Genomic DNA, 17,509 nt, shown 5'->3' with positions numbered 1-17,509 from the left:
AGGTTATAGGGTATAGGTGAACAAGTTATAGGGTATAAGCAATCAGGCTATAGGCGAACAATTTATAGGTGAACAAGTTATAGGTGATAGGTGAACGCCAGGCACAATGAGGACAGAGCTCATTTTCCCCGAAAAAACTGGAGTAGAAGTTACTCCGTCTCCAAGGTGCCTGACCAAGGTGGCTGTCTCAGTTAGGCTGTCCAGATCAAAAATGTCGGAAGTTACTCCGTCTCCTTTCCAACATCTGCTAAAAGACTGGTATAACCTCCATGCCGGATTCCGGTGTGAGGGTAATGGTTTTTTTGGTGCTGTATGCCTCTCCATCAACTTCCCAATGGGCGAAGGTCCGCCCTTCCGCAGGTTGGGCGGTCAGGGTGATGGGGATGGCAGGGAAATAGACACCCTTAAAACAGGTGTCAGGTGACAGGTGACAGGTTTCAGAGAAATGCATTTCCCCCTCTCCCTGACCCTCTCCCGCCAGGGGAGAGGGGACATTGCCCGAAGGAGAAAGGACATTTGCCTGCTTTCTCAGGGAGACATCTTCCAGGCTATTGATGGTGATGTCCCCATCGGATGGATCTGGTAGGGCGACGGTTATTTCCACTGGCTCTCCCAGGTTGTACATCTGTGCCATGTGGTTTCGAACATGGGTAGGGCGTTCTGCTGCAAAGACTCTCAAGACTTCTACTTCTTCCTGCCAGTTTTCCACGGATTCAAAATTAGGCCATCGGTCTACCATTCTTGGGATCTCTGGTTCGTAGATGGCGGCCATTTGCTGAATCATGGACAGTACGTATGCTTCTGAATACACCGTATTTAGTAAGTCGTTGTAGCGTTGTATAAACTGATTTCGGAAGGTTTCGCTTCGTATCAGGGTATGGAACAACTCCGACTCTTCTTCCAACCATTGGATTGTGTTGTGGGTCTGATAGCCATGTCCTTGAAAATCAAAGGCTAAATCTACATCAAAGAGAATCCATCGCCAACGTCCATCCAGTCCAAAGGGAGCCTCTGGGTCGTAAGCCTTGGTGCGGGTTCTCCAGATTCGAATGTTGTTGTTGATCCAGTCAATATTGCCACCGTAAAGGCTGGTGGTCAAGTAGTCGATCCAGGTGGGAATATCCATGACTTCTTCTGCCCGTTGGTATCGTTCTTCTGCACTAAGGGCTACGCCCATAATGGCCCGCATGTCCTTGTCGAAATCGTCTAAGTCTGAAGCTTTGCCTCGCTCCACTTCCCGATGGGGTTCGTTGATGACAATGATGTCTTCTTCCTCGATATCGTAGTGTGACATGAAATAGTACTGATCAAGCCTTTCTCGCAGGTTATGCACCCCCCAGTATTCTCCATTAAGGTAGAGGATCACTGGTTGATAGGCTTGTCGGTCTACTTTGGTATCCGCCACTAGTTCATGAATTAGGGCATCTCGAAACATTGTCATGGACCAATCGTTGCCGGAAGTCCTAAGAATCAGACGTTTATAAGCGTCTATGGGTTCTTGGGTTCCGGTGCCGGTGTAGCCCGGGAAGAATTCATACTGGAGCCAATGTTCTGGATCGTAGTGGCGTCGAGCATAGATCCGTAAACTTTTGGCGGTCCACATGCGGGTCCAGCCGCCATGGATACGAAGGCCGATGTTTTGGGAAAAGTAGGGATTAGTAAGATCAACTTCTTCTGACCCCACGGTTTCAGTAACATCTTGCTTAACATGTGAATAAACATCTTCAGGACTACCTTTATATTCTGGTGGATAGAGCCAGGTCATATGGGCTGGCCGTTCCCATTCTCTTCCCCGTTGATTGTAATTGGCGGGAACATCTCCAACCACAGGCTCTTCTGGGTTTTCCCTCCGCCATTGGTCAAAAATAGTGCCAGGTACATAGATGCCCTTTTCCTCGTCCATCAAGTCTTCTGGATTTATGGCCATAGAGATTACCGGCAGATGGTGCTCTGCGGCTTGGTTGCCAATAAAATAGGTATGGGTTTCTACGGCACTGGGCAGATGGCTGTCTTTCAGGGCTATGGCTCTTACCACTGGATAACGGGTGATGGGCTCTGGTGGTGGAATATAGACATAGCGATCATAACCCCAAGCTGGATAAAGATCCTCTGATGCGGTTTGGACAAAGCTCAAGGGGGTTGGCTGATGGTCCGGGCCTAGGGTTTCCGAGTTTAAGGATAAGGGCTCCCTGTAAATTGGGTCTTTTTCCGTGGGCCAACTGCCATCTAAGGTATAGTGAATGGTGGCTCCTTCTTCGGCTTCCAGGCTCAGGGTAACGGTGTCCGGATAAAAACCGGTGGTATGAGAAAAGGAGGGAGCCTCCACTTGAGCCTTCAGGGGCTGGGATAGACCATTGGAATGACCGGGTGTTGCTGGTTGAAAGTAGGCCCATTCATCGGCGCCGTCTGCAGTGCGTCCATAAGAAACGTCACGGGGCAGGGGAACAATATCCACCTGATCCAGAATGGTTTCTCCGTCTGGCGCTGTTAGGTAGAGGGTGTCGCCACCGGCACTAAGGCTGAAGTTGGTGTGGAGTTCTTCTTTGGATGTGCTTTCTTTTTCTGAAGCAAAGACCAACAGATGAGACTCTGGATAGAGGGTTCGGTTTGGAAATTGCCATTTGGTTAAATTGTTCTGGTTATCGGAAAGAAAAACTCCATTGAGCTGGATGGTTTCGGAGCCTTTGTTGTAAATTTCAATCCAGTTAGGGTAGTCGCCATGACCGTCCTGTAGGGTTTCGCCGTTGGAGGTCATGACTTCGTTAATCACTAGGCCTTCTACGGGAGCCGCTGGTTGTAGAAACAAAACAAAGCCCACGGTTAGGAGGGCAATGAGGGAGAATATAAAGATAGGAAATTTGTTTTTCATAGAGATTGCTCCTTTTTAGGGGTTAGGGGTTAGGAAAACAGAAACAACAGATCAGGTATTAGCTGCTAGGGGCTAGGGATTAGGAAAACCCAGTTCAAAAGCTTTTAGTCTTTCTTTTATCCCCTGCTTTCCTATTCCCTAACCCCTGCTTTTTCTAATCCCTAATCCCTGCTTTGCTAATCCCTGCTTTTCTATTCCCTAATCCCTGCTTTTCTATTCCCTTGCTCAATCGTACGTAATGTTGTACAATAAAGTTAGGAGGTGTTCTTATGATTGCATTAAATGGTTCGAAAGTTCGTAGTCATTTTAAGGAAGTATGCGACCAGGTTGTTGAAGATGCTGAAGCGGTTATTATTACCAGGTCTCGTGGTGAAAACGTAGTGTTAATGTCTGAGTCTGAGTACAATAATATAATGGAAAACTTTCGGATTTTCAGTCATCCTGAACGATACAAAAAAATTCGTGATGGCATTGATCAGTACGAAAAGGGAAAAACTTCCCAGCGGGAACTAATCCATGAATAAACTGTTTACCGACAACGCATGGAATGATTATTTGTACTGGCTTCAGAAGGATGCTGCCAAAGTGAAGCGTATCAATAAACTGATTAAGAGCATTGAGCGGGAAGGTCTTGCTGATGGTATAGGCAAGCCGGAAGCTCTCAAGCATGACTTGAGCGGCTATTGGAGTCGTCGTATCAACGAAGAGCATCGGATGGTTTATACCATCGATCAGCATCAGCTGGTGATTGTTTCGCTGAAAGACCATTATTAGGGCAGATGGAAAAGCAGTTTTAAAAGCAGTTATGAGTTAAAAGTTAATAGGCCGCAGGGGAGATTCCATATTTTATAAAAGCTGATCTAACTGCCTTTTCATCTCTTAACTGCCTTTTCTTCTACTCCATCATTTGCTGGTCTAAGATCAGTGAAACATTAAGGTTTCCGTTGCGGGCACGCACTTGGTCCAACATTTCTTTCTCGCTGATGCCTCGTTTGATTTTTACGCTGTAGACCAGTTCAAACATGGTGCCAAGGCTAGTGGTGCGGACGCTAAGGAAGGTAAATTCGTCGGTGAATTTACGAAAGACATCGTCGTATAATCCTTCGTAGTTCAGGTTTTCTGGAATGGTGATTTTAAGGAGTTTGGCTTTGTCTTCCCGTCTCCCGAAATCCGTGGCTTCCAGAATGAAAATCACTAAACTAAGCAATACGGTTAATAGGGCCGCCGCTGTAAAAAGTCCGGAGCCGCAGGCCAGTCCTACGCCCATGGAGAAGAAGATAAAGGCCACGTCTCTGGGATCGCGTATGGCACTACGGAATCGGATAATGGACAAGGCTCCTGCCAGAGAGAAGGCTCGAGCGATATTGGAGCCGATGACGATAATAATGACGGAAATAACCACCCCAACAATGACCATGGTGTGGACAAAGCTTTGGGAATAGAATCTTCCTTTGTGGGTACGTATGTAGGTGTATCCGATGATCATTTGTAAGACGAAACAGATGAATATGGTGAATAAGACTTCCACGGCGGTGGCACGAGCGCCGATTTCGTGGAGTCGCAGTAGTTCTGTTAGTTGTTCCATGTTGATCCCTCCGTTGGCCAAGGCGTTATGCGCCTTGGGAATTGATAATTGACAATTGATAATGGATAATTAAGTTCATGGGATTCCCCCTCACCCTGACCCGCTCCTGCCAGGGGCGAGAGGAATAAACTTCGCGCCCATTTTGCGGCCTTCGCGGTTATTATCTTTTTTCTTTTGACCTTGATCTTAACTGTAAACTCTTAACTTTTAACTTTTATCTGCTTTTCCAACTGCTTTTTCATCTGTTTTTCTCTTATTTCCGGTGCGTGGTAACTGTTGGAGTACTTGGAGAAGGTTTGCTTTCGGCATTCCAGTTCGGAAATGGTGCCTGCCAACCACATGGGGATGGCTTTATTGGTTTTTACTTCCAGTACGACTTTTTCCGCTGGGAGGTACAAGCGATCTTCACCTTGCTGATGGGGCTCTAGCAAGCCATGGCGTTTGGTGAGTTGACGATCAAAGGTGACTCGCAGATTCTCATCAAAAATACCCATATAGGCTTGGCGATTATAGCTAATGACTACCCGAGATTCCAGTTGGTATAATTCCATCAAAAAGTGGATTTCCCGTAGGATCTGGGCTTCTGTGGGAAAGATTTTTATCATTTCTTCCAAGGTTCTTTCTCCCCGCATCCATGCATAGGCTTCGCCAATGGTTATTTTCGCTCGCCTTTTGTTGACGTATTTAGAGAATTTTTTCTTTATTTCAAAAAAGCAGGTGTCCCATAGGTTAGGACTATTGTATACCCGCAACCTTAGTTTTTGGCGGAATCGTTCTCCTCGCAGGTATTCATCCAGAAATAGGTTTTCTCGGGTATCAAAATACAAACTACTGATGCGATAGGTAGCGTTTTCATCCGTGTATTGATCCCGCTTCATATGAGGGGTAATAAGCCGGAGAAAATCCACAGCGGTTTCTTCGTTTATTAGGTATTTGAATTCATATCGATTGAAAAAACGCTCGGACAAGCTGTATCCCCCTTTCCCTAACCCTCTCCCGCCAATGGGAGAGAACTTGTTTTATTGAGACTAGCAGTCACAAGAGTTAAGGCAAGGAGTCAGCTCACAGCAGTCACAGTGGGGACGGAGGTCTTTTTCCCCGAAAAGCACGGAGTAAATGACCTCCGTCCCCACATGTGCCTCAAACTCCCACATACGCCTCATACATGTTCCTTTGCCTTTTCTCTTTAACCTATTCCCTGTAACTTGCTTACTTGTTACCTGTGTCTTTTGAACTCTTAACTTATAACTAATAACTCTTATCTGCTTTTCTAACTGTTTTTCCAACTGTTTTATTCATTGTTTGGCACATTCATTATACGGGAAATACGTTTGCTACGCAAGGTTTCAAGGCTTTTTATTAGAAGAACAAAAAAGCAGACTCCCTTTTTATAAGGAAGTCTGCTTTTTTATTTAATGTCTAAAATTCAAAGGTTACGGTTTCTGCATCTTCATCCCATTGGAATTCGATACCTAATCCTCTTGCAAAGCGGGAGATAGGAACAAAGGTCCTGTTCTCAAGGATGATGGCTTCGGCTCCCATATCCCTCTCTTCTCCATCTACGGTCAGCATGGCACTGCCAATGGTCATGACCATTTCGCTGTCTTCTGAAGTGACGGTAACGGTTTGAGCGTCTTCCTCCCATACCACTGCTTCACGGGGAATGCCAAGGGCTCGTGATACATGGGCGACAGGCACCATTAAACGTCCTTCTTCAATAAAGGGAGCAACGTCCAGTTCATAGCTTTCTCCATCTACATAGTAGGCATTTTTACCTAGGCTAAAGACTGCCTGGGTGACACGGTTAAGAGCTACCTGAAGCATTTCCAGTTCTTGAAAGTATTCTTGATCAAAATAGGACTCTACCGCGTTATTTACCAAGGCATCTCCACCTACACTGAGGCTATAAGTGCCCAAGGCTGGAGTACCTTCTACGGTTACTGGTGTTTCTGCAACATGAATCTGAGAAGCAACGCTGCTATCTGTATCAATGGTTATCTTGAGTAAAGAGCCTTCTATTTGGATATCTCCAATTTCTAGATCTCCAGTTTCTACTTGAACTTCTGGTGTTTCAGCCCATTCGCCGATGCCCAGATCAATTTCAAGTACGCCTTCCATTAATCCTCGGTAGGAGCTTTCAGTGATTTTGATTGCTGGCGAAAAATTTTCTTCATCATCTGCTACGAAAACTACCGGATCTGCATCGATCCTTACGGGTTGTACTGCTTCACCCAAAGTAACGGTAAGCGGTTCTGGTATGCCTCCTCCGGCAATGGAAGCTTCTATCTCCCCTTGAGCAGAAGGATGCAGGGTGGTTTCTATCATGATTTCAAAACGCATTTTATCTTGATTTTCCCGTTGAGGGATAAAGGAAAAGGCATGATCTCCTGCTGTGAAGTCTTCTGTCTCCACGCCCATTACCTTGGTAATGGCAACCCAATCTGGAAAAACAACATCCACTAATCGACCGGAGCTCATGGAAGCAAAAATTTCTTCTTCAATGACTAATGGCGCCAGCTCATAGCCTTCGCCTTCTAAGCTATTAAAACGGCCTGCATATATAGTGGGTTTAGACCCTTCTGCCTTGGCGGATACGGTGTAGTCCATGTATTCTGCAACGGTTAGTCTTTGATTGCCTAAAATACCAGCGGTGATTACCTGTACATCCCCAAACCGTTGACCATCCGAGGTAATAGCCAGCCCTTTAAGGTGAATGGATCCTCTGGTGGTATCTTCTGATCTTTGAAGGCCAAGATCTGTTGGAGAAAAAGAAATTTCTCTATCCTCTGGCATCCAATCCTTCAGGGTAAAGCTGGCACTTCCATGAAAAGATCCTTCTCCTTCTATTTCCAAGTTTGAGTTTTCAACCCATTGGAAGCCCGGTGGCAATCGAAAACGCATTGTACCGTCTTCAGGAATAGACCCTGCTGCTGTCTCTACAATGCGGATGTCTTCTAAGGCTGCTGTTTCCCTAGGGCCAAAAGTTGTTTTTTCCCCGGTTCTTACAATGGCCTCTGTGGTGACGCCTTCTGCAAATACAAACTCACCGGCTGAAACCATGCTGTTTAAGGGGTCGATGGTGACGGTAGCTTCTCCTTCTTTACTTACGGAAGCCTTCAAAGGGATTCTAATTTCATCAGCATCACGTCCCACATCTGCCGGATCCAAGGAAAACCTAAGATCTAAACGTGTGGAAGATACTCGGCTAATATTTACGGAAAAGTTGTTGCCATTGGCAACTCGGCTCCCCTCCCGATAATAACGAAACTCATATGGATTCCACTCTTCTGCCGGAGCCCATTCTGCATTCTCCAGAGTTAATCGGATATGTTGCTCCTCTGTGCCCATATCCCCTCGGTCATCCTGGATGCGTAAATAAGCATCCCCAGAGGGAATCGCTTCTTCCGTTGCAATGACCGTACTTTCTCCCACGGAATTTTCCGTAGCCGCAAAAGTGGCCACAGGCACTATTAAGGACATTGCCAACAATATGGATACCATTCTTCTTTTCATTTTATTCATTCCTTATCCTCCTCATCAATTTATCTTTTGCCGATCATCTGTATAGATACCCTAAACAAGAAAAGAGAAACAGGAGCTTTCATGCTGTTTCGACATAGGAAAAGAGCCCGCCGAGGCGGGCTCTTTTTGTAAAGAGAATTACTGCTTTAATTTACTTTTCTTCGTGGAAGGTTACCGTTTGAGCTGCTGCATCCCACGTGTAATCAATTCCTAAAGCTCGAGCAAATCTGGATACTGGTACAAAAGTTCTTTCGCTAACGATGGTTGCTGCTGCTCCCATATCGGAAGGCACACCGTTTACTAACATAGTTCTGCTACCAATTTCCATTTGCATTACTTTGTCTGCATAGATGGTTACTGTTCTAGCATCGCCATCCCATACTACAGCGTTTCTGGAAACTCCAAGAGCTCTAGATACATGAGCAACTGGAACCATTAGTCTGTTGTCTTGTACGAATGGAGCTACGTCCATTGTCATTTGCTCGCTACCTACCATGTAAGTTGTTTGACCAACTGTCATGGAAACTTCTTCACGAGATACTGTTTCTTGTAAGTCGATTGGAGTTCCTACGGATACGTAGTCAGCTCTGAATACTCGACTAGAGAAGTCTGCTTCGTCAAGGATTTCTGCAACGTGATCATTAACAGTATTATAATTTGTACCTGCTAAGTTAGTGTTAGATCTCCACTCATCTTGAACTCCGCCACCAAAGAATTGGTAGTCATCTGCTCGACCGATTAAATCACCATCATCTGTGATGTTTTCGATTACAGCAGTTCCTCGAACATCAATTTGGTACTCGCCCATTGGAGCGCTTCTGTCAACGTCCATTTTGATGTTGTAGAATCTAAGAGTTGAAGCTTCAGTAGACTCAACATCAATTTCAACTTCCATACCTACGCCGCCACCATAAGTGTCGTCGTCTTTAAGTTCGATATCACCTTCTACAACTTCAACATCAAATCCATCAATTCGAATGCTTCCGCCATAGGTTTCACGTAAGTGTAATCTTAACATTCCATCTTCCATTAAAGCGCCTGCTTCTGTCTCAGAAATAAGGATTTCTGGAGCATCTTGCTTCATAGTACCGATAGAAAGCATTTCAACTTGCTCTCCAACTTCAACGGTTACTGGCTTTTTAGCTACTGCTAAAACTTGTTCCATCTCTTCAATACCGCCACCGCTGATTTTAATCATAATGTCTTCTGTTCCATCAAAAGGAGCATTTCCATTAGCCGTAAATCTAACGTTGAAAGTCAGTTCATCTTCATCGTCTTCGATGGTGTAAGAGAATTCATTTTCTCCATCTTTATCAAGAGAAATAGTTCCGTCTTCTGCATCATCAGAAGCTTCTACATCAATAACATGTATCCAATCTGGGAAGATAAAGTCGATGTCTCTTCCTGAAATAAAGGAATTATCAACAGTTTCTTCAATTGTAAATTCTACTTCGTATTCTTCGTCGTTGTTGTCAAATAATCGACCAACAAAGAATTCTTTTTCGCCATCTTCTTCTGCTTCGAAAGCAGCTCCAAAGTCCATGTATTCTGCAATCACTAACCCGCTTTGGTTGCTAATATCGCCACGTCCTGTTAAGTTAACAGAAACTTCGCCATAGTTAGCATCACGAGTTACGTTGATTCTTGAACCAATAATGATAGATCCTCTGGAAGCAGGTGCACTATTAACTGTAAAGTCAATAGACAGATCTCTTCCGTCAGTTTCAGTGTCAGCAGCGTTAATTTGAATTGCTTCAGCTGCTGTAGTTCCAACATTAGTCCAACCTTCAAAACGAACGATAGTACTTCTTCCTAGAGTTCTTTCATTTGCTTCTATAGTAGAAGCTGGTACTCCAGTAGTTGGTAATGACACTACAGTTCCACTTTCATTGATGTAGTCATCACCTGATTGATGGATTAAAATATTTTCCCACTCAAAGTTGTTTGGAAGTCTTAATCTAGCACGGTGAGAATCACCACTTGATAAAGAACCTGTGGTAACTTCATCGATGATGATGTCCCCAGCTCTTTGGTAACGACCTCTGGAGATATCTTCCACATCGTCTACAAAAGCTGTAGTTTCACCATCAGCCACGATAGCAAATGTGTAAGTTCCACCTGTCAAGTTACTGTTTTGCTGGTCGATTGTTACTCTTGCTTCGCCTTCACTATCCATCTCAGTGTAAAGAGGGATATCAATTCGAAGGTCATCGCCTGCATTCGCTCTTGTAAATCCACTAACGGTTACTGTTACAGAAGTATCTGTACGACGGCTTACTCTTACCGTTCCGTCAGTTCCAGGAACCCCTGGGTTTCCTACTGCACCTTGAACTCTGGTATCTGCTGCAATATCAGCAATATTAACAAAGTCTGCATTGGTCAGGTTTAAACGGAAAACCTGTGTTTCCATCATGACAGCACCTGAATCTCCATCAGAGAAATCACCCGTGCTATCTTCTTCGATTCTTAATTCTGGTGCATCACTTGAATCAAATACGTGCTCATCGTCAACTGTTGGTACATAGCTAACGCTGTTGCTGCTTGCTGCGGATACACTCATAGGCATAATAACACTAAAGAGCATAGCTACAGCTAAAATTAAAGCAATTCTTTTTCTCATTAATTATTTTCCTCCTTTTAATATGGTTTGGCCTTGCCTTAGGTGTTTTACGAGCCTATGTTAGGTCAGTCAAGCCGGCAAGATCTTAAGTATTGGTCTTTGACTTGGCTCGTATGATTGAGTGTCTTACAGACTCCCCCCTTTCAGTACAGGTTTCGAATCTTTCTTCTTCAGGTTCCGGCGAAGGTTTACCTTCTGAAGCTGCCATCGTCGCCGGCACCGAGAGAAGGGTGAACTGCGCAACCCTCCATCATGTGGACAATTATATCACCAGGGTAAAGCAAGGTCAATGAACTTTACAGCTTTGTAACATAGCTGTAAAGTTCAGGTTACAGGTGAACAGGTTATAAGTGATAGGTGAAGTTCAAAAGATTAGTGACCTGTACCTGTTCGACTGTACCTTTACTTTGTTGCTATATTCATCCCTCGTGATATGATCTGTTTTCATTATACTCTTTTAGTTGGGGGAATACCATTACAGGACAATTACAATTTAGTTCAGTTAATAGTTATAACTACAGTTATGAGTTATGAGTTAAAAACCAGTTAAAAGACGGAAAGGCAGACGGAAGGGCAGACGGAAAGGCAGACGGAAAGGCAGTTTTAACTGCAGTTATGAGTTATGAGTTAAAAACCGTAAACCGAATCGGGATCTTTTGAACTTAACTATTAACTCTTAACTAATAACTTTTAACTGAATTTCTAACTGATTTAACCGTGCTTACCAGCATCAAGTAAAGCTCCTTGCATTCACATAGCATTGTTTTTGCATTTTTTTCTTCCAGGTATTCCGTTGCCACTAACAGATCCAGCCAGTACATGGTTTCTGCTGTTTCTTTAAGGGCAATATTCATTTTATGGGCAAAGTCTTTTCGACTTTCGCCATGTAGTGCTTCACGGACATTTGCTCCAATACTGGTGCCGGAGCGTAGGAGTTGTTTGGAAAGGACGTATTCCTTTTGTTCGTTGGTGAGGTATTTGTAAAGGTTGACGATTCGAATTGCAAATGCAAATGACTTTTCGCCTATAAAGGGCTTTTTCATCGGTCGACTCCTTTTGGTGTGGTCTAAATAGATTTTGAACTTAACTGTTAACTCATCACTGCTTTTCCAACTTTTAACTAAAGAAGCGACCAGAATTCTCTGGTCGCTTCTTTAAATCTAATCCTATTATTCTGTCACTGTAATTTCCATTTCTAATGTTGCATCATTAAGAGATGTGAAAACAACTACTGTATCTTCCACTGTTAGTGGGGTTCCTTCTTCGATACTGGATTCAACTCCGTAATCAAAGAAGTCTTCTGCGGTTATGGATGTTCCACCATGACCAGCATAAATTCCAAATTCTAAGTCTGTAAAATCAAGGGCTTCTCCAACTTTATACTCTGTTTTTGGAGTTTGTAAAAAGTACATGCTGTTCGGTATTACATCTGGATCTTCTTCATGATATGGAGTTCTTTCATCAGCTACTTCTGCATCCGTTGCTGCTTCTTCCTCTTCAGCATCTTCGTCAGCATCTGCGTCTACGTCCACTGCTTCTTCGGCAACTTCTTCTTCTGTTGCTTCGTCTTCGTCCATTTCTTCTGCTGCGTCTGCATCTTCGTCTACGTCAGCTTCTTCTTCCTCTACTGCTTCTTCTTCACCTTCGACTGCTGGTGTAATTACTACGGTTTGGGTTTCTCCGTTCCATTCTACGTCAAAGCCAAGAGTTCGGCTGATAAAGCTTACGGGTACCACGGTTCTTCCTTCAAGGATGACGGCTACGGTATCCATTTCAACTTCTTCGCCATTGACAACAGCCATATTGGAATCGATGGTTAATAGGATAACGGTTTCGTCTTTGGTGTAGGTTACTTGACGAGCATCTGCATCCCAGTCAAAGGAGGCGCCCAGCTGACGGCCTACAAAGCTTAGGGGTACCATGGTTCTTCGGTTTTCGTCTGCATAGGGAGCTGGGTTTACTTCTACATGCTCACCGTCAATAATGGCAATGTTGTTGCCTAATTTAAGCTGGATTCGTTCTGCTGCTACTACTTCTTCCGCTTCCATTTCTTCTTCTGTCTCTTCAGCCGCTTCGTCTTCTTCTACGGCTTCGTCTTCTTCTGTTGCTTCTTCGTCTACATCTTCAGCAACGTCTTCGTCAGCTTCTGTTGCTTCGTCTTCTTCAACAACTTCTTCCTCTGTATCTACTTCTTCAGCAACGTCTTCATCGCCGTTTTCTGTAGCTTCATCCTTCTCATCAGCGTCAACCTCGCCGTTTGCTTCCATTTCTGTTTCTTCTACTCCATTTTCTTCTTCCATGTGTTCGTCAGCGTATGCAGCAAACGAACTAAAAACCAGCATAAAAACCAATAGTAATGCTAACATTCCTCTTTTGTTCATTCATGTCACTCCTTTTTTTGTATTATATTTCGTATGCTTTATAGACGGTTATCATTATAACAGATATTTCGGAGTTTGATCTTTACAATACGATTACAGACAAGCAGGGGAAGAGCAGTTGTAAATGCAGGTTAGAAGTGAAAAGGTTATAGGTAAGTGCAGGGAAGAAACTGGTTAAAGCAAGCATAGATGCAGGTATACGTTAATCGTTAAAAGTTAAGTTCACAAGATTTAAAACTTGTCACCTATAACCCGACAACCTAAAAACTGCCTTTAATAGCTATCCTTTATGTTTTTCTTTTCTTAGCGTCCTTTGCGTTCTTGGCGTTCATTCTTTCTTTTTAAAGATCTTGAACTGAAAAGATATTAACCACGAAGGGGAAAAGAAAGCATAAGAATAGGCGGCCGTTGCCGGCCGCCACTTTTATCTGTATAGCATTCTATACTGCTGAGGGTTAACTACTCTCGGATTCTTTCTTATAATTCGAAGCTTTCTGGAACGAGAACTTTGTTGATGACGTGAATAACGCCGTTATCGGCTTCTATATCTGATTGAACAACTTCGGATTCGTTAACAAACACGCCGTCTTCCAGATCAAACATAATGGTTTCGCCACCTGCTGTGGCAACTTCTGATCCATCCACCAGGTCACCGGACATAACAGTTCCGGCCACTACGTGGTAGAGCAGGACTTCGCCAAGCTGTGGATGAGCCAACAAGTCGGCTGCTTCAATTTCAAGGTCTTCCAGTAATGCTGCAAAGGCTTCGTCTGTTGGTGCAAATACGGTGAAGGGGCCTTCGCTCTGGAGGGTTTCAACCAAATCGGCTGCTTGAAGGGCGGCAACCAAAGTGCTAAAGGATTCGTTGCCTACTGCTATATCCACGATGGTATTGGTTTCTTCCATTGGTTCATCTTCTGCAACAACAGATGTTATGGTAATATCATGGGTTTCGTCATCCCAGTGAACGTGATAGCCCAAGGTTTCCGAAACAAATCGCAACGGAACAACCGTCCTGTCGGTACCTGGGTGAATTTCAGGCGCAACATGCATTTCGACTTCTGTTCCTCTTACGGTAGCACTGATCACACCAATGGTCATTTCTACGAAGGTTTCTTCCTGATCCAGAATGGTTACTTTGCGTGCTTCTCCATCCCATCTAACTTCATAACCCAGAGCTTCCGATACAAATCGAAGTGGGATAAGTGTTCTGTCTTCCACCATGTAGGGTGCTAAAGGAAGTGTCATGGTTTGGCCATTAACCATAGCCTGATCTTCTCCTTCTTTGAGGACGATGGTTTTCCTGACGGCTTCTTCAATTACAGATTCCTCTTCTTCCAGGATTTCTTCTTCTACTACAATTTCCTCTTCTTCCTCTGCTTCTAATACGAAGCTTTCTGGCACTAGTACGCTGTTAATGACGTGAATCACGCCGTTATCTGCTTCGATATCTGGTTGAATAACTTCTGACTCATTAACAAATACGCCATCTTCCAGACTGATCGTTACATTTTCCCCTCCGACGGTGGGTGCTTCCATACCGTCTTCCAGATCACTCGACATAACTTTTCCTTCTACTACGTGATACAGCAGGACGTCGGTAAGCTGGGGATGAGCCAGCAGGTCAACTGCTTCAATTTTTAATGCTTCCAATAAGTCTGCGAAAGCTTCATTGGTTGGAGCAAACACGGTGAAAGGGCCTTCTCCCTGAAGGGTTTCTACCAGTTCTGCTTCTGTAAGGGCTGCCACCAAGGTGCCGAAGTCTTCGTTGGCTACGGCGATGTCGACGATGGTGTTGGTTTCTTCTTCCATGTGTTCGTCGGCATAAACTCCAAATGTGCTGAAAGCCAACATAAGGACAAGTAATACGGATAACCCACGCTTCTTATTCATTTCTTTCCACTCCTCTTCCTTATTGTTATCCAGTTGATATAGATTCAAACTATAATTCTCCTATGTTAGTTATACCTCTTTCTTGTTTACGTAATATTACATTATGGTTACAGAAAAATATTGGAGGAAAAGCAGGTTAGAAGGGCAGGTTAGAAGTTAACAGGTTAAAATTTAAAGGGAATTTCAAAAGACTTGCACATGCAAATGATGCAAAGAAGGGCATAAAAAAAGGCTATTGCTAGCCGTTTTATCCCCCTCTCCCTAACCCTCTCCCGCCAGGGGAGAGGGGACAGTTATAACCTATAACCTGTTTCCCTATAACCTGCTTCCCTGTAGCCTGCTTCTAAAGCAGTGTAATCACCATATCGGCTTCGAAGTAGCCATGTTCGTAGTCTTCTGGGGTGGTGACCAGTAGGTAGATCCATGTGGCGGAACGAATGTCTTCGTGTATGTCTTTTAAGGTCAATATGCCGTTTTGACTTAAGGTGATGCCTACATTCTCTGGGTTCCATTCTTCGTTGAAGCCTAAGACTCCCATAAAGCTCCATTCTAAGGGAACCTCTGTCAGGTCAACTTCCTGGCCTTCTTGGGTGTAGCCAGTGACCTGGTATTCTCGTGTCATTTGCCTGCTCTCTGGCAAGGCGATACTCTTTTGACCGGTGAGTTCCAACTTATCTAAGGCTGAGGGGGGAGCTAATGCAGGCTGGGGTTCCGGTTCTGGTTCGGATTCTGGCTCTGGTTCGGATTCAGTGGTTTCCCTTGGTTCTGGGTCTTCCAGTTCTTCAGGTTCTGGGGTATCCTGGGAGCTCTCTGTTTCTTGGGTTTCCTCGGAATCTTCGGCTGAGGATGGTTCTGATGACGGAATTGGCTCATCGGTGATGGTGATGCTTTGGGTTTCCTCTTCCCACTGGACGTTGTAGCCCAAGGTTTCACTGAAAAATCGGAGAGGCACCAGACTACGATGGCTTGATCCATGAAGAATTGGGGCTGTTGGCAATTGGATCTCTTCGCCGTTTTTAGTGGCAATGCTCCTATTCATGGTCAAGGTAATTATTTCTTCTTGGGTGGACTGGTAAAAGACGGCACTCCCCACTGGGTCCCACGTAACTTGAGCCCCCAAGGCTTCGCCAATAAAGCGAATCGGGGCTAATGTTCGGTTTTCGTCGCTAATAACCGGTGCAACCTCTAGGGTAAACTCTTCTCCATTGATCATGGCGGCGGTGCTACCTGGACGAAGGTGGATATGGGTATACTCGGTTGATGGATGGTCTTCCTGATCTTGATGGTCTTCCGGATCATTGGCGTAAGCACTGATGCTGGTCAGTAAGAGGCTTAGGCTTAGGAGTATGGAGAAAATGAATCCCTTGGTTTTTCTAGGCATGTAATGCCTCCTTTCTGCTTCTTAAACTTACTTGCTTTCCTGTTTTTCTTGATATTCCCAATATTCTTCCATGGTCATGCCTGTCTCATACAATCTTTGGGCTAGGTTATTTCCTAGGTATCGAAAATGCCATGGTTCGTAGATATATCCTGTGATGGATTCTTTGCCTAAGGGATAGCGGAGAATAAATCCATACTCATGGGCATGATCCTTTAGCCATTGGCCTTCTTTTGTTTCTCCAAACCTTTGGTTAATCTGTCTATTCACCTTAGGGGAGGTCAGGTCTGCTGCCAATCCGGTCTGATGTTCACTTTGTCCAGGTCTTGCCGTAGACCGATTGGCGGCGGCTTCGCCTCTTTGGCTGGCTCGGCTATTAAACAAGTATTGTTGGGTTTCATAAGAGCGGTATCCCGATCGCAGATACAACTGTGTTCCTGTAGCTTCTAATGCGGCTTCCGTCATTTTGTCCAGGGCTTCTGCAGCTTCCTGACGAAGATAGGATGATTCGTTTTGAAAAACCCATGGTGTTTCCGGCTGCTGAAGGTTTTTCGGTCTATAGCTTTGATCTAAGGGATGGTCCCTGTTGACGATAAATCGGAAGCCTTGCAAATCTTTCTGGATGCGGGGCTCCATTTTTATCAGCTTTATTTCTTTGGCTTGAAGGAATTCCCAAAAGTCTGCTGGATCTTTTTTCCAGTGAATTCCTTGTTTCTGCCTAAGCCAATCATACAGGTGGGTTTTTTCTTCTTTTCCCGTGGTAATCCATAAGTCTTCGTCAGAATCTAGAAAATTTAAGGCTTTCAACAGAAGTAAGGCTTTTTCTGAGGAGGTAACTTCCGTATTGGGAAATGTGAGGACCGCTCCATTGTTTAGCACCGCAACGGGAAAATCTTCCATCATACCAGCGGTATATACCTTCTGTACCCATGGGTCCTGTGTATCTAGGAAGACGATCTCTTCCTTTATTTTCATCTCCTCACCGCTGAGGCATTCTATTAATTCTACAATGTGTTTGCTAACCTGTCTTCTATTCTGGGCCTCTATTTCATTGATTTTGAACTGAATAATGGTCTCTTTTTCTTGAGCATATCCAAGGCTGCTGGTCATTAGTATCCCTAGTAGAAGGGAAATTGATAAAATGAATCCAGAGCTTCTTTTCACCATGAAGCAACTCCTTTCTTTTATTGTAAAGCTTTTGGGCTTTTTTCTCAATCCTTGATTCATTGATTGGTACACAAAAGAGAGCAGCCAAACTGCT

12 protein-coding genes are annotated in these 17,509 nt (G+C 44.3%); 2 read left to right on the top strand and 10 right to left on the bottom strand.

The window, feature by feature from the left end; translation table 11 throughout:
- Positions 1-247: 247 nt before the first annotated feature.
- Entirely contained in the window at positions 248-2,869 is a 2,622-nt protein-coding gene (locus ACZ47N_RS07750) for a CotH kinase family protein (RefSeq protein WP_464885990.1), read from the bottom strand.
- A 269-nt stretch (positions 2,870-3,138) separates the two neighbouring features.
- On the opposite strand from ACZ47N_RS07750, the gene ACZ47N_RS07745 reads away from it, so the two are divergent.
- Positions 3,139-3,393 carry a type II toxin-antitoxin system Phd/YefM family antitoxin gene (locus tag ACZ47N_RS07745; RefSeq protein WP_093313935.1) on the top strand — a complete coding sequence of 85 codons (255 nt, stop codon included), beginning with the start codon at positions 3,139-3,141 and terminating at the stop codon, positions 3,391-3,393.
- Positions 3,386-3,643: a Txe/YoeB family addiction module toxin gene (locus ACZ47N_RS07740; protein WP_464885989.1), complete on the top strand. Its 258-nt coding sequence runs from the start codon at positions 3,386-3,388 to the stop codon at positions 3,641-3,643. Before ACZ47N_RS07745 ends, ACZ47N_RS07740 begins: the two co-directional genes overlap by 8 nt.
- A 121-nt stretch (positions 3,644-3,764) precedes the next feature.
- On the opposite strand, the gene ACZ47N_RS07735 is transcribed toward ACZ47N_RS07740, so the two are convergent.
- From ACZ47N_RS07735 to ACZ47N_RS07695, 9 genes are all read right to left on the bottom strand, one after another.
- The gene (locus tag ACZ47N_RS07735) at positions 3,765-4,454 is read right to left on the bottom strand and encodes a DUF4956 domain-containing protein (protein ID WP_464885988.1); all 690 of its coding nucleotides are present in this window, start codon (positions 4,452-4,454) and stop codon (positions 3,765-3,767) included.
- A gap of 200 nt (positions 4,455-4,654) precedes the next feature.
- On the bottom strand, positions 4,655-5,422 hold the full coding sequence (locus ACZ47N_RS07730) for a VTC domain-containing protein (RefSeq protein ID WP_464885987.1): 768 nt from the start codon (positions 5,420-5,422) through the stop codon (positions 4,655-4,657).
- 451 nt (positions 5,423-5,873) lie between these two features.
- Entirely contained in the window at positions 5,874-7,976 is a 2,103-nt protein-coding gene (locus tag ACZ47N_RS07725; protein ID WP_464885986.1) for a copper amine oxidase N-terminal domain-containing protein, read from the bottom strand.
- A 151-nt stretch (positions 7,977-8,127) separates the two neighbouring features.
- Positions 8,128-10,596, bottom strand: coding sequence for a copper amine oxidase N-terminal domain-containing protein (locus ACZ47N_RS07720; protein WP_464885985.1), 2,469 nt, complete (start codon positions 10,594-10,596; stop codon positions 8,128-8,130).
- 680 nt (positions 10,597-11,276) lie between these two features.
- Positions 11,277-11,639 carry a four helix bundle protein gene (locus ACZ47N_RS07715; RefSeq protein WP_464885984.1) on the bottom strand — a complete coding sequence of 121 codons (363 nt, stop codon included), beginning with the start codon at positions 11,637-11,639 and terminating at the stop codon, positions 11,277-11,279.
- Positions 11,640-11,765: 126 nt separating this feature from the next.
- On the bottom strand, positions 11,766-12,977 hold the full coding sequence (locus tag ACZ47N_RS07710; RefSeq protein ID WP_464885983.1) for a copper amine oxidase N-terminal domain-containing protein: 1,212 nt from the start codon (positions 12,975-12,977) through the stop codon (positions 11,766-11,768).
- Between the two features lie 477 nt (positions 12,978-13,454).
- The gene (locus ACZ47N_RS07705; RefSeq protein ID WP_464885982.1) at positions 13,455-14,870 is read right to left on the bottom strand and encodes a fasciclin domain-containing protein; all 1,416 of its coding nucleotides are present in this window, start codon (positions 14,868-14,870) and stop codon (positions 13,455-13,457) included.
- A 343-nt stretch (positions 14,871-15,213) separates the two neighbouring features.
- A complete protein-coding gene (locus ACZ47N_RS07700) occupies positions 15,214-16,251 on the bottom strand; it encodes a copper amine oxidase N-terminal domain-containing protein (RefSeq protein WP_464885981.1) in 1,038 nt (345 codons plus the stop codon).
- Between the two features lie 27 nt (positions 16,252-16,278).
- Complete coding sequence (locus ACZ47N_RS07695) at positions 16,279-17,415, bottom strand: M15 family metallopeptidase (RefSeq protein WP_464885980.1); 1,137 nt, start codon at positions 17,413-17,415, stop codon at positions 16,279-16,281.
- Positions 17,416-17,509 lie beyond the last annotated feature (94 nt).

The sequence above is a fragment of the Tindallia texcoconensis genome (assembly GCF_055383815.1).
This window is presented reverse-complemented; position numbering and strand designations above follow the sequence as displayed.